This is a genomic window from Caenimonas sedimenti, from assembly GCF_007833165.1.
Lineage (GTDB): Bacteria > Pseudomonadota > Gammaproteobacteria > Burkholderiales > Burkholderiaceae_C > Ramlibacter > Ramlibacter sedimenti.
Genome location: NZ_VOBQ01000004.1, coordinates 187,698 through 200,814, shown reverse-complemented (window position 1 = coordinate 200,814; position 13,117 = coordinate 187,698). Strand labels below are relative to the sequence as shown.

General features: G+C 65.4%; 11 protein-coding genes. 2 read left to right on the top strand and 9 right to left on the bottom strand.

Translation table 11 applies throughout. From position 1 onward, the window contains the following. Positions 1-121: 121 nt before the first annotated feature. The 7 genes from FN976_RS05595 to FN976_RS05565 form a co-directional block, all read right to left on the bottom strand. On the bottom strand, positions 122-1,357 hold the full coding sequence (locus tag FN976_RS05595) for an ABC transporter substrate-binding protein (protein WP_186510752.1): 1,236 nt from the start codon (positions 1,355-1,357) through the stop codon (positions 122-124). Between the two features lie 168 nt (positions 1,358-1,525). Beyond that, positions 1,526-2,686, bottom strand: coding sequence for an ABC transporter substrate-binding protein (locus tag FN976_RS05590; RefSeq protein ID WP_145891843.1), 1,161 nt, complete (start codon positions 2,684-2,686; stop codon positions 1,526-1,528). A 142-nt stretch (positions 2,687-2,828) separates the two neighbouring features. Then, entirely contained in the window at positions 2,829-4,685 is a 1,857-nt protein-coding gene (locus FN976_RS05585) for an AMP-dependent synthetase/ligase (protein ID WP_145891841.1), read from the bottom strand. 8 nt (positions 4,686-4,693) lie between these two features. Continuing rightward, on the bottom strand, positions 4,694-5,491 hold the full coding sequence (locus FN976_RS05580) for an ABC transporter ATP-binding protein (protein WP_145891839.1): 798 nt from the start codon (positions 5,489-5,491) through the stop codon (positions 4,694-4,696). Beyond that, positions 5,491-6,291: an ABC transporter ATP-binding protein gene (locus tag FN976_RS05575; RefSeq protein ID WP_145891837.1), complete on the bottom strand. Its 801-nt coding sequence runs from the start codon at positions 6,289-6,291 to the stop codon at positions 5,491-5,493. The genes FN976_RS05580 and FN976_RS05575 overlap by 1 nt, the downstream gene beginning before the upstream one ends. Before the next feature lies 1 nt (position 6,292). After that, positions 6,293-7,369 carry a branched-chain amino acid ABC transporter permease gene (locus FN976_RS05570; protein ID WP_145891835.1) on the bottom strand — a complete coding sequence of 359 codons (1,077 nt, stop codon included), beginning with the start codon at positions 7,367-7,369 and terminating at the stop codon, positions 6,293-6,295. 4 nt (positions 7,370-7,373) lie between these two features. After that, on the bottom strand, positions 7,374-8,249 hold the full coding sequence (locus tag FN976_RS05565; RefSeq protein WP_145891833.1) for a branched-chain amino acid ABC transporter permease: 876 nt from the start codon (positions 8,247-8,249) through the stop codon (positions 7,374-7,376). A 130-nt stretch (positions 8,250-8,379) separates the two neighbouring features. Between FN976_RS05565 and FN976_RS05560 the strand changes: the two genes are divergently transcribed. Next, the gene (locus FN976_RS05560; protein WP_145891831.1) at positions 8,380-9,180 is read left to right on the top strand and encodes a crotonase/enoyl-CoA hydratase family protein; all 801 of its coding nucleotides are present in this window, start codon (positions 8,380-8,382) and stop codon (positions 9,178-9,180) included. Here the strand turns inward: FN976_RS05560 and FN976_RS29365 are convergent. After that, positions 9,177-10,778, bottom strand: a complete 1,602-nt coding sequence (locus FN976_RS29365) for a tetratricopeptide repeat protein (protein ID WP_145891829.1) — start codon at positions 10,776-10,778, stop codon at positions 9,177-9,179. The genes FN976_RS05560 and FN976_RS29365 overlap by 4 nt on opposite strands. Next, on the bottom strand, positions 10,775-11,185 hold the full coding sequence (locus FN976_RS05550) for an acyl-CoA thioesterase (RefSeq protein ID WP_145891827.1): 411 nt from the start codon (positions 11,183-11,185) through the stop codon (positions 10,775-10,777). Before FN976_RS05550 ends, FN976_RS29365 begins: the two co-directional genes overlap by 4 nt. A 42-nt stretch (positions 11,186-11,227) precedes the next feature. Here FN976_RS05550 and FN976_RS05545 point away from each other — a divergent pair, with 42 nt between their 5' ends. Beyond that, a complete protein-coding gene (locus tag FN976_RS05545; protein ID WP_145891825.1) occupies positions 11,228-13,087 on the top strand; it encodes an ABCB family ABC transporter ATP-binding protein/permease in 1,860 nt (619 codons plus the stop codon). Positions 13,088-13,117 lie beyond the last annotated feature (30 nt).

The following is a 13,117-nucleotide window of genomic DNA, read 5'->3' as shown; positions in this document are numbered from 1 at the left end:
TAAGTGCCAGTGAAACGTTTGCATTCTTCTCCCGCCGCAGGGGGTGTCAACTGTCGTAATCCATTACGGAAAGACCATGAAAAAGGCCGCCCGAGGGCGGCCTTGGCGGCGGTGCGTGCGCTCAATCCTGGAAGAATTCCGACTCGACGGCCCACTTGCCGTCCTTCTTCTGCACCGGCTTCAGGCCGGCGAAGGCGACATAGTCGGAGACCACCTTCCAGCGGCCGTCCTGCAGCTGCGACAGCCGCGAATAGCGGTTGCCGAGGCGCTTGGTCGAGCTGAAAGTCTGCTCCGCGCCGCCGAACATCGTGCGGTTGAAGGTCATGCTGTCCATCGTGCGGACGAAGTTGTCCGTCGTCAGGTTCGGTCCGGTCTTGTGCGCGGCCTTGATGAAAGCTTCGACCGTGGCATAGCCGTACACGGAGAAGACAGTCGGGTCCTCGTTGAACTTGGTGCGGTACTTGTTGGCCCAGAAGCGCACCGGCTGCTCGGCGGCATCCAGGTACGGATGCTGCGCGGTCATGGTCGCGTAGAGGTTGTCCATGGCCTTGCCCCCGAGCTTGGGGATGAGGTCGGTGTAGACGGCGCTGGAGCCGACGAAGGCGGCGGGTGTGAAGCCGGTCTTGCGCGACTCGGCGATGGTGCCCACCGTCTCGCGGATGATGGTGCCCAGCACGACCATCTCGCAGTTGCCTGACTTCATGCGCGCGACCTGCGAAGAGAAGTCGGTGGCGCCGCGCTTGTAGCTCGTCTTCTCCACGAAATCCAGGCCGATGCTTTTCAGGCCGGCTTCCGCACCGCGCATCACCTCGAGCCCGAAGTCGTCGTCCTGGTAGATCACGCAGGCGCGCTTCAGGTTCTTGTCCTTCATCAGCCGCGGCGCGGCGATGCGCATCTGGTCGAAGTAGGTCGCGGCGTTGGAGTACTTGAGCCGGTGGTAGGGCTCATACATCTCGCGGGCGGACGTGATCGGGAAGAAGTTGATGACGTTCTTCTCGAACTGCACCGGCATGGCCGCCATGTTCTGCGCCGTGCCGAGGTGGCCGACCATCGCGAAGATGCCGGAGTCCTGCGTGACCAGCTTTTGCGCGGCGAGCACGGCCTTCTTCGGGTCGTACGCGGAATCCTCGATCAGCAGCTTGATCTTGCGGCCGTGCACACCGCTCAACTCGTTGGCCTCTTCCACGGCCATCTGCATGCCCAGCCGGATCTGCTTGCCGTAGGCGGCGAGCGGGCCCGACAGGTCCTGGATCGTGCCGAGCACGATCTCGTTCTTGCTGACGCCGGGGGTGGCCTGCGCGAGGGCCGGACCGGCAGCGAAGGCAAGCGCTGCCAGCACGGCGAATTGGATGTTCATGACGTCGTCTCCTGGAATCTCGGGGTTTGGATGTCCCGCAGTGCGGGCCAGGAGATTCTTTCTGTTACCTGACGCTAACCCTTTCGCATAGGTGACAAGCGCCCAGTAAAGAAGCCGCCCGCAGGCGGCTTTCTGTCGCGTACGCGACCCGTGTTCCGGGATGCAGAACTACTTGAGGTAATCCGAAACGACCGTCCACTTGCCGTTCTGGATCTGCGACAGGCGCGTCTGGTCGCTGCCCAGGCGCTTGGTCGCCGTGTAGCTGCTGCCGGCGGAGCCGAACATGTCGGGCTCGTACACCATCGTGTCCATGGCCTTCACGAACGAATCCGTGGTGAGGTTGGGGCCGGCCTTCTGCGCCGCCTTGATGAACTGGTCGATGATGCTGTAGCCATAGACCGAGAACACCGTCGGGTCTTCGTTGAACTTGGTCTTGTACTTGTTGGCCCAGAAGCGGATCGGCTGCGAGGCTTCGTCCAGGTAGGGGTGCTGCACCGTCATGGCGCCGTAGATGCCGTCCATGGCCTTGCCGCCCAGCTTGTGGATCAGGTCGGTGTAGACCGCGCTCGAACCGAGGAAGACCGGGTTGAAGCCGGTTTTGCGCGATTCGCCCACGGTGCCGATCGTCTCGCGGATGATGGTGCCGAGCACGACCAGTTCGCAGCCGGAGGCCTTCATCTTCGCGACCTGCGACGAGAAATCGGTGGCGCCACGCTTGTAGCTGGTCTTCTCGGTGAAGTCCATGCTGATGGACTTCAAGCCGGTCTCGGCACCGCGCAGCACTTCGAGCCCGAAGTCGTCGTCCTGGTAGATCGCGCAGACCTTCTTGGCGTTCTTCTCTTTCACCAGCTTGGGCAGCGCCAGGCGGATCTGGTCGTAGTAGGTGGCGGCGAACGAGTACTTGAGCTTGTGGAAGGGCTCATACATCTCGCGTGCGGCCGTGATCGGGAAGTAGTTGATCACGCCCTTCTCGAACTGCACCGGCATCGAGGCCATGTTCTGGGCCGTGCCCAGGTGGCCGGCCATGATGAAGATCTTGTCCTGGTTGACCAGCTTCTGGGCCGCCAGCACGGCCTTCTTCGGGTCGTAGCCGTCATCCTCGGCGATGAGCTTGAGCTTGCGGCCGTGGATGCTGCCCTGCTCGTTGAGCTCGTCGATGCGCAGCTGCATGCCGTTGCGGGCCTGCTTGCCGTAGCCCGCGAGGGGACCGGACATGTCCTGGATCGTGCCGATCAGGATCTCGTTCTTGGTGACGCCTTGCTGCTGCGCGTGCGCGGGCAAGGCACCCAGGGCCAGGACGGCGATGGCCAGGGGGAACTGCAACTTCATGAAAAGGAACTCCTTCAGGTTGGAAAAAGATTTTGGAGAGGGGAATGCAAAGGGCGCCCTGGATTCCCGCCTTCGCGGGAATGGCGGGGGAGGAGGCTCGTCATTCCCGCGAAGGCGGGAATCCAGAGCTTTCCTACAACGCTCAGCGGTACATGGCGTCGATTTGCGGCGCGTACTTCGTCTGCACCAGCTTGCGCTTGAGCTTCATCGTCGGCGTGAGTTCCTCGTCTTCCGCCGACAGCTGCGTGTCGAGGAGGAAGAACTTCTTCACCTGCTCCACGCGCGCGAACTTCTTGTTCACACGGTCGATCTCGGCCTGGATCAGCGCCTGGACCTCCGGCGCCTTGGTGAGGCTGGCGTAATTGGAGAAGGGCACGTCGTTGTCCTGCGCGTACTTCTCGACGTTCTCCTGGTCGATCATGATGATGACGGTGAGGTAAGGCTTCTTGTCCCCGATGACGACGGCGTCCGTGATGTAGGGCGAGAACTTGAGTTCATTCTCGAACTCGCTGGGCGTCACGTTCTTGCCGCCGGCCGTGATGATGATGTCCTTCATCCGGTCGGTGATGTGGAAGAAACCGTCGGCGTCGACCGTGCCGACGTCGCCGGTGTGCAGCCAACCATCGGCGTCGATGGTCTCGGCGGTCTTCTCCGGCTGGTTCAGGTAGCCCATGAAGACGTTGGGGCCGCGCACCAGGATCTCGCCGGTGGCCGGGTCGAGCTTGACCTCGTTGTAGTCGGCCGCCGGCCCGATGGAGCCGGGTTTGATGCGGTTCGGCGGAATGCCGGTGGAGGCGCCGCACGTTTCCGTCATGCCCCACACCTCGAGCATGGGCACGCCCAGCGCCAGGTACCACTTCACCAGCTCGGGCGAGATGGGCGCCGCACCCGTGACGAGGAAACGCGCGCGGTCGATGCCGATCATCTTGCGCACGTTGTCCAGTGCCAGCTTGCGGGCGATGCCGAACTTGAACTTGAGTGCGCCGTCGACCGGTTGGCCGGCCAGCACCTTCTCGGCGATCTCCGTGCCGACCTTGATGGACCAGGCATAGGCGGCCTGCTGCAGCGGGCTCGCTTCCTTCAGGCCGATCATCACGCCGGAATAGAACTTCTCCCAGACGCGCGGCACGGCGGTGAAGACGGTGGGCGAGATCTCGCGCACGTTCTCCGGCACCGTTTCCGGGTTCTCGACGAAGTTCAGCTTGGAGCCCGTGTAGAGGGCGAAGTACTCGCCGCCCATGCGCTCGGCGATATGGCAAAGCGGCAGGAACGCCATGCGTTCATCCCGCGAATCCTGCGCCACCAGCGTGTTGTAGCCGCGCACGGTGTAGACCAGGCCCTTGTGCGAGTGCATGGCACCCTTGGGCTTGCCGGTCGTGCCCGAGGTGTAGACCAGGATCGCCAGGTCTTGCGGCTTCACCTGTTTGACGCGATGCATGATCTCGTCGGGCTGGCGCGTGTTGTGCTCGCGCCCCAACTGGCGCAGCTGGGCCAGGCTGATGACGCCGGGATCGTTGAGTTCGCGCAGCCCGTCCATGTCGAACACGATGATCTTCTTCAGCTTGGGCAGCTGGTCGCGCACTTCCAGCGCCTTGTCCAGTTGCTCGTCGTCTTCCACGAACAGCAAGGTCGTGCCCGAGTCTTCGCACAGATACTGCACCTGGCTCGCCGCGTCCGTCGGGTAGATGCCGTTGGCGACGCCGCCGCACGAGAGCACGGCCAGGTCGGCCAGCACCCATTCGATGACCGTGTTGGACAGGATGGAGCAGGTCTCGCCCGGCGCGAAGCCCAGGCTGATCAGGCCGCCCGCGACTTCGCGCACCGCCTCGCCGGTCTGACTCCACGTCCAGGTGCGCCAGATGCCCAGCTTCTTCTGGCGCATCCAGACGTCGTCCTTGCGCTGCGCCACGCCGTTCCAGAACATCGCGGGGATGGTCTCGCCTTCGAGGACGACCTTGGGTTCGGGTTGGATGTGGGAGAGGTCCCAGAGATTCGACATGACAGCTCCTATCTCCAGTTTTTCTTCTTTTTCCAGCGTCGCTCACCGCGGACGCCGGCTTCCTTCATGCCCAGGTAGAACTCCTTGATGTCGTCCTTCTCGCGCAGCTTGGCGCAGGTGTCCTCCATCACGATGCGGCCGTTCTCCAGCACGTAGCCGTAGTCCGAGGCGTTGAGCGCCATGTTGGCGTTCTGCTCCACCAGCAGGATGGTGGTGCCGCGCTCGCGGTTGATGCGCACCACGATCTCGAAGATCTCCTTGGTCAGCTTGGGCGAGAGGCCCAGGCTGGGCTCGTCGAGCAGGATCAGGTCGGGCGCGGCCATGATGGCGCGCGAGATGGCCAGCATCTGCTGCTGGCCGCCCGAGAGCAGGCCGGCGTCCTGGTGCTCGCGCTCCTTCAGGATGGGGAAGTAGCGGTAGACCGCTTCCATGTCGCGGACGACGCCGTCCTTGTCCTTGCGGGTGTAGGCGCCCATCAGCAGGTTGTCGTGCACCGACAGCAGCGGAAACACCTCGCGCCCCTCGGGCACGTGCACCAGGCCCATCTGCACGATGCGGGCGGGGTCGTTGGCCGTGATGTTCTCGGCCTTGAACTCGATCGAGCCCTTGCGCGGGTCGATGATGCCGGAGATGGTCTTCAGGATGGTCGACTTGCCGGCGCCGTTGGAGCCGAGCACCGTGGCGATCTCGCCGCGGCGCACCTGCAGACTGACGCCCCGGATGGCCTTGATGGGGCCATAGGCGCTTTCGACGTTGAGCAGCTTCAGCACCGGCTGGTCGCTGATGGCGGGCGGGTTGGCGGTCATCACGCGGCCTCCCGGCGCAGTGCCGACATGTCGTCCACCGAGCCCAGGTAGGCTTCGATGACGCCAGGGTGGGTCTGCACCTCGCGCGGCGTGCCCGTGGCGAGTTCCTCGCCCTGGTTCATGGCGAGCACGCGGTCGCTGACCTTGGACACCAGCGTCATGTCGTGTTCCACCATCAGCACGGTGATGCCCAGCTCGTGCTTGATGTCCTGGATCCAGAAGGCCATGTCTTCGGTTTCTTCCACGTTGAGGCCGGAGGACGGCTCGTCGAGCAGCAGCAGCTTGGGTTCGGTGCACAGGGCACGGGCCAGCTCCACCACCTTGCGCACGCCATAGGGCAGCCCGGCCACCATGGTGTCGCGGTAGTGCTGCAGCTGCAGCAGGTCGATCACTTCCTCCACCTTCTGGCGCGCCCTCAGTTCGGCCTCGCGCACCTTGGGCAGGAAGAGCATCTCGCTCCAGAAACTCGTCTTGTGGTGCGTGTGGCGGCCGATCAGCAGGTTCTGCAGCACCGAGGCATGCTCGAACAGTTCGATGTTCTGGAAAGTGCGCGCGATGCCCAGCGACGCGATCTTGTGCGGCGGCTGGTCGGTGAGCGTCTTGCCTTCGAAATCGATGGTGCCGGTGGTGGGCTGGTAGATGCGGCTGATCAGGTTGAACACCGTCGTCTTGCCGGCGCCGTTGGGGCCGATCAGGGTGAACACCTCGCCGCGCCGCACGTCGAAGCTGACGTTGTTGACGGCCAGCACGCCGCCGAAGCGCACGCTGATGTTCTTGGCGGAAAGAAGGATTTCGCTCATCTCATTTCAGCCGGTCGGACTTCTGGAAGGACTTCATGCGCTTGAACAGGCCCTTGCGGTAGAACGGGAACAGCTGCAGGTAGGTGCGGACCTTGAGCCAGCGGCCGTAGATGCCCAGGGGCTCGAACAGCACGAAGGCGATCAGCACGGCGCCATAGACCACGGCCTTCAGGCCGGGGGCCTGGCCGATGGCGGCAGGCAGGTAGTCCTTGACCGCGCCGATGGCCTGCGGCAGGCCGATGAGGAAGATCGCACCGAGGAAGGCGCCGTGGATGGATCCCAGGCCGCCGATCACGACCATCAGCAGCAGGTCGATCGACTGGATGATGTTGAACTGGTCGGGCGACAGGAAGCGGATGGCATGCGCGTAGAGCGCGCCGCCGATGCCCGCCAGCGCAGCCGAGATGGCGAACGACAGCGTCTTGTAGCGGGCCAGGTGGATGCCCATGCTCTGCGCGGAGATTTCGGAATCGCGGATGGCGACGAAGGCCCGGCCCGTCGGCGAGCGCAGCAGGTTCAGGCAGGCCAGCGTCGCGAGGATCGCGATGGCGAGGCAGACGAAGTAGAACGACGTCCCGGTGTCGGCCGTCCAGCCGAACATCTTGACCGAACCCACGCTCTTGCCGGCGTTGCCGCCGGTGACGCTTTCCCAGCGGGCGAACACCTCCTCGACGATGAAGCCGAAGGACAGCGTGGCGATGCCGAGGTAGATGCCCTTGACGCGCAAAGCCGGCAGGCCGACGACGATGCCGACCGCGGCGGAGAGCAGGGCGCCCGCGGCCAGGGCCAGCGGGAACGGCCAGCCCATGCCGGTGAGCACCGCCTGGGCATAGGCGCCGACGCCGAAGAAGGCGGCATGGCCGATCGAGAACAGGCCGGTGAACCCCGCCAGCAGCATGAGGCCGAGCCCAACGACACCGTAGATCAGGATGAAGGTCATCTGCGCGAGCAGGTATTCGGAGAACACCCAGGGCGCGGCGAGTAGCGCGGCGACGAGCGCGCTGTACCAGAAGACGTGGCCGCCGTGCTTGGCGAGCTTGACGTCCTGGTTGTAGTCGGTCTTGAAAATGAAGCGCATGTTGTTAGACCTTCTTGCGCAGCTTCTCGCCGAACAACCCGTTTGGCATCACGACCAGCATGACCAGCACCACGATGTAAGCCGCGATGTCCTTGAAACCTTCCGGCAGGTAGAAGCCGGACAGCGACTCCACCACGCCGATGATGAGCCCACCGACGATCGCGCCAGGGAGGCTGCCGAACCCACCCACCACGGCGGCGGGGAAGGCCTTCAGGCCGATGAAGCCCATGTTGGCGTGCACGAAGGTGATGGGCGCCAGCAGCAGGCCGGCGACAGCGGCCACCGCGGCGGCCAGCCCCCACACGAGGCTGTTCAGGCGCTTGACGGGGATGCCCATGTAATACGCGGCCAGCTGGTTCTGCGACGCGGCCTGCATCGCGATGCCGATCTTGCTGTACTTGAACACGGTGTAGAGCACCCCGCAGAGCGCGGCGGTGGCGGCGATGACCACCATCTGTTCGACGTTCAGCACCAGGCCGCTGACGTTCCAGACCTGGTCCTTGTAGGGCACCGGCAGCGTGTGCGTCTCGGTGCCGATGTTGGGGATCATCGTGATGAGGCCGCGGGCCACGTAGCCAATGCCGATGGTCAGCATGACGATGGAGAACGCGGGCTGCCCGAGGATGGGCCGGATGACGACGGTCTCCAGCACCAGTCCGAACAGCGCCATGGCCGCGATGGCGCAGATGATGGACAGCCAGAAGGGGAAGCCCATCATCGTCATGGCCGCGAGGCCGCCGAAGGCGCCGAGCATCATCAGCTCGCCCTGGGCGAAGCTGACCGTTTCGGTTGCCTTGTAGATGAGCACGAAGCCCAGCGCGATCAGCCCGTAGATGCACCCTTGCGCGATGCCGCTGATCACCAGTTGTAGGAATTGCACCGGTGACGTCCTCTGAGTTCTTTTTCGGATGGCGCACTGTTATAGCTGCGCGGGGCCGCATCATGTACAGGGTTGGCCCGTAGACCTGTCGCCAAGTGGACGGGGTGTCGCTTGCGCTCTAATCACCCGCATGGACCACGCCGTTCGAATCGAGAAGCTGGGCACCGTCACGGTCGTGACGCTCGATCGCCCCCAGGTGCGCAACGCCGTCGACAGCGCCACGGCGCGGCAGTTGTACGACGCCTTTGTGGCGTTCGATGCGGATGAAGAAGCGCGCGTCGCCGTGTTCCATGGCGCGAACGGTCACTTCTGCGCCGGTTGGGACCTGCAGTTCGGCGCGGCCATGGCGCAGCAGCAAGGCGGCTCGAGCGTGCTCTCCGGCCTTGAATTTTCCGCCGCCGATGCGCAACCCCTGGGCCCGATGGGCCCCTCGCGGCTGTTGCTGAACAAGCCCGTCATCGCGGCGGTCAGTGGTGCCGCCGTGGCTGGCGGCATGGAGCTCGCGCTGTGGTGCGACATGCGGGTGATGGAAGAGGACGCGTACTTCGGCGTCTATTGCCGCCGCTTCGGCGTGCCGTTGATCGACGGCGGCACCGTGCGCCTGCCGCGGCTCGTGGGCTTGGGGCATGCCATGGACTTGATCCTCACCGGGCGCAAGGTGGAATCCGGTGAGGCCCTGCAGATGGGATTGGCGAACCGCGTGGTTCCAACCGGCAACGCGCGCGAGGCGGCCGTCGCACTGGCGGAGCAACTGGCGAAATTTCCGCAGGCCACGATGCTGGCCGACCGGCGCAATGCCTACGAGCAATGGGACCGGCCGTTGCCCGAGGCCCTGCACCTGGAATGGGAGCGCAGCAAGCACCGCATCGGCGATGGCCTGCAGGGCGCGGGCCGGTTCGCGGCTGGCGAGGGCCGCCACGGGAAGTTCTAGTCTTTCGAGTCGTCCGCGTCGTCCGCGTCCTTCGTCGAACCGGTGCTTTCCTTCTTGCGGCTGATCAGGCGGCGCAGCAGTCCGGGCTTCTCCTCGCCTTCTAGGCCGTGCTGGGCCAGCAGCTTCGCGGCCTCTTCGCTGCCTTGCTCCGCCGCCCGCTTCAACCAGACGGCGGCTTCCTTCCGGTTGTAGGAAGGCTCGTTCTTCATCAACAGCAGCTTCCCGGCCGAGAACTGCGCGCCGGCATGGCCCTGTTCGGCGGCCTCGAGGTAGTACGCGATCGCCAGTGGCATGTCGCGCTCGACGCCGATGCCGTTCGCGTACTGGAGCGCCACTTCCAGCACCGCGCCGATGTGGCCGGCGGCCGCGGCGCGCAGCCAGAGTTCGTGGGCGCGCTCCGGATCTTCCGCGGCGCCTTTGCCTTCCGCATGCTTCAGGCCCTGCTGGAACAACGCTTCCGCATCAACCACCGGCGGCGGGGTGGCGGCCGGCTTGGGCGGCAGCGACTTCTTGCGCAGCGCCTCGGGCCACAGTGGCAGCGGCAGGAGCAGCACGGCGCCAGGATGCGCATCGGAGATGACGGCCGGAAAGATGAGGCCGGACAGGCGTGCGCCGGGCAGGTGGCGGCGGTCGAAGTAGGTCGACGATGTCTTCAGCGGGTGCGCCGACAGGGCGGCCGGCACGGCGAGGCCGAACACGCGGGCTTTCTCGTCGGCGAGATGCGCGCAGAAGGCCGCGAGCGCCGGGTCGGCGGGCTTCTCGCCCTTGAGGGCCAGCACCGCCTTCGCCACGGCGGCGAGATCGGCCGGTGCCGTCCGCCCCTGCGGGTCGTACAGCAGTTCGCCGGGCGCGCCGCCGTGCGTGGCGGCGGGCAATGAAAGCTTGGGCTCCGCCTGGACCAGCGCGGCCCACACGACGCGCCCGCCGCGCAGCAGGGCCTCCTCGCAGTCGAACAGGAACTGCAGCTTGTCCCGCGCGACCCAGCCGGGCCTTTCCATGGTCACCGGCTGCTCCTCGTTCAGCCGGCCCTTGACCGGCCCGGCCTGCAGCGGAATGCCCAGGTGCTGCGGCGGCAGCGGCGGCAAGGGCAACCTCGCCTGGGCGGCATCCTGGTTGAACACCAGGGCCGCGTTCGCCCGCAGGCTCTGCATCGCGGCCTCCGGCGCGAACAGCCGGGCGGCGACCACTTGCATGGGCATCACGAAATCCACCTTCGAATCCGTGCCGGGAAAGCGGCAGGCCATGGAGGTCAGGAAGGTCCGGCGGATGGTCGCCTGCAGGCCTGGATCGGCGGCGACCAGCTGCTCATAGGTGAACCAGGTGGGCGGCCGGCGCAGGCCGCGCCCCAGCAACTCGCCCATGTAAAAGGCCAGCAAGAGCAGCAGGTTGCGGTTGGCGTCGGACTCCAGGAAAGAGGCGGCCTGCAGCTTCTGCGTCTTGCGCAGGGCGAGCAGCAGGGTGTCCACGCGGTCGAGGCTGGCCAGGGAGTAATCGAGCTGGCAGCGGCGCAACAGGGACTCGAAGGCGATGCCGCCTTGCAGGGGCGCCTGCAATTCCCAGGCCGCAAGAGTCCCCAGCGCCTGGAAGTTAAGGCTCATGCCTTCGGGATCGGCCGGGGCCGCCCTTGGTCGTCGATGGCGACGTAGGTGAGCGACGCCTCGGTCACCTTCACGTATTGCCCCTGCGCGCCGAAGCGTTCGGCGTACACCTCGACTTCCACCGTGACGGAGGTGTTGCCGATGCGGGTGATGGACGCATAGAAGCTGCAGATGTCGCCCACCCGCACCGGTTGCTTGAAGACGAACTGGTTCACGGCCACCGTCGCCATCCGGCCCCTGACATGCCGTGCGGGGATGACCGAGCCCGCCAGGTCGACCTGGGCCATGACCCAGCCGCCGAAAATGTCGCCGTTGCCGTTGGTGTCCGCCGGCATCGGGATGACCTTGAGCACCAGCTCCTTCTCGGAGGGTGGAATCAGCGGCGCGGCGCTTGCAATTGCAGACATGGGCACAATCTCGATGAAGGCTTCGTTTCCGGATTGTCTCCCATGCGCCGCGGCGGCGATATCAGTTCCTCCCGACTCCCCCCAGTGACGGCCGGCGCCAGCGCGGCCCCGGCGCAGCCGCGCTCGGACTGGATCACGCTGCGGCGGCTGTTCCCCTACCTGTGGCAATACAAGTGGCGCGTGGTCGCTGCGCTGGCCTTCATGGTGTGCGCCAAGCTCGCCAACGTGGGCGTGCCGGTGCTGCTGAAGGAGCTGGTCGACACCATGGACATGAAGCCTGGCGACGCCAGCGCCGTGCTGGTGGTGCCGCTGGGGCTGCTGTTCGCCTACGGATTGCTGCGGCTGTCGACCTCGCTCTTCACCGAACTGCGCGAACTCGTGTTCGCCAAGGCCACCCAGGGCGCGGCGCGCAGCATCGCGCTGGAGACCTTCCGGCACCTGCATGCGCTGAGCCTGCGCTTCCACCTCGAGCGCCAGACCGGCGGCATGACGCGCGACATCGAGCGCGGCGTGCGCGGCATCGAATCGCTGATTTCGTACTCGCTGTACAGCATCGTCCCCACGCTGATCGAGGTGACGCTGGTGCTGACCATCCTGGCGGTGAAGTTCGACGCCTGGTTCGCCTGGATCACCATTGCGGCGCTGGTGGTTTACATCACCTTCTCGGTCGGTGTGACGGAATGGCGCACGCAGTTCCGCAAGGAAGCCAACGAGTTCGATTCTGCCGCGCACACCAAGGCGGTGGACTCGCTGCTGAACTACGAGACCGTCAAGTACTTCAACAACGAAGAGTTCGAGGCGAAGCGCTACGACGAGAACCTGGAACGCCTGCGCCGCGCGCGCCTGAAAAGCCAGACCACGCTCTCGCTCCTGAACACGGGGCAGCAACTGATCATCGCCACTGGCCTGGTTGCCATGCTCTGGCGCGCCACGTTGGGTGTGACCGAAGGCCGCATGACGCTCGGCGACCTGGTGATGGTCAACGCCTTCATGATCCAGCTGTACATCCCGCTGAACTTCCTGGGCGTGCTGTACCGCGAGATCAAGCAGAGCCTGACCGACCTGGACAAGATGTTCACGCTGATGGAGAAGGAGCGCGAAGTGGCCGACCGGCCCGGCGCGCAACCGCTCGCGGGCGACGACTGGAGCGTGCGCTTCGAGCACGTGAACTTCGCGTACGAGCCGGCCCGGCAGATCCTGCATGACGTGAGCTTCGAGATCCCGGCAGGGAAGACAGTGGCAGTGGTGGGGCCCTCGGGCTCCGGCAAGTCCACGCTGGCCCGCCTGCTGTACCGCTTCTACGACGTGCAGGAAGGGCACATCCGCATCGCCGGCAGCGACATCCGCGACGTGACCCAGGCCAGCGTGCGCCAGGCGATCGGCATCGTGCCGCAGGACACCGTGCTGTTCAACGACACCGTGGAATACAACATCGCCTACGGCCGCCCCGGCGCGACCCGTGCTGAAGTGGAAGAAGCCGCGCGGTCGGCCCGCATCCACGGCTTCATCGAATCCACGCCGCGCGGCTACCAGACGATGGTGGGCGAGCGCGGCCTGAAACTCTCGGGCGGCGAGAAGCAGCGCGTGGCCATCGCACGCACGCTGCTGAAGGACCCGCCCATCCTGATCTTCGACGAAGCGACCAGCGCGCTGGACAGCGCCAACGAGCGCGCCATCCAGGCCGAGCTGAAGAGCGTGGCGCAGCACAAGACAACGCTCGTGATCGCGCACCGCCTTTCCACGGTGGTGGACGCGCACGAGATCCTGGTGATGGAGGCGGGCCGGATCATCGAGCGCGGCACGCACCAGCAACTGCTGGCGCACGGCGGGCGTTACGCGGACATGTGGGCGCTGCAGCAGAGCGCCGAGGGCGAGAAATTTGCGGATGTGATGGGGATGTAGCGGCTGCCCGGCCGCCGGCGCGCGTGGTGT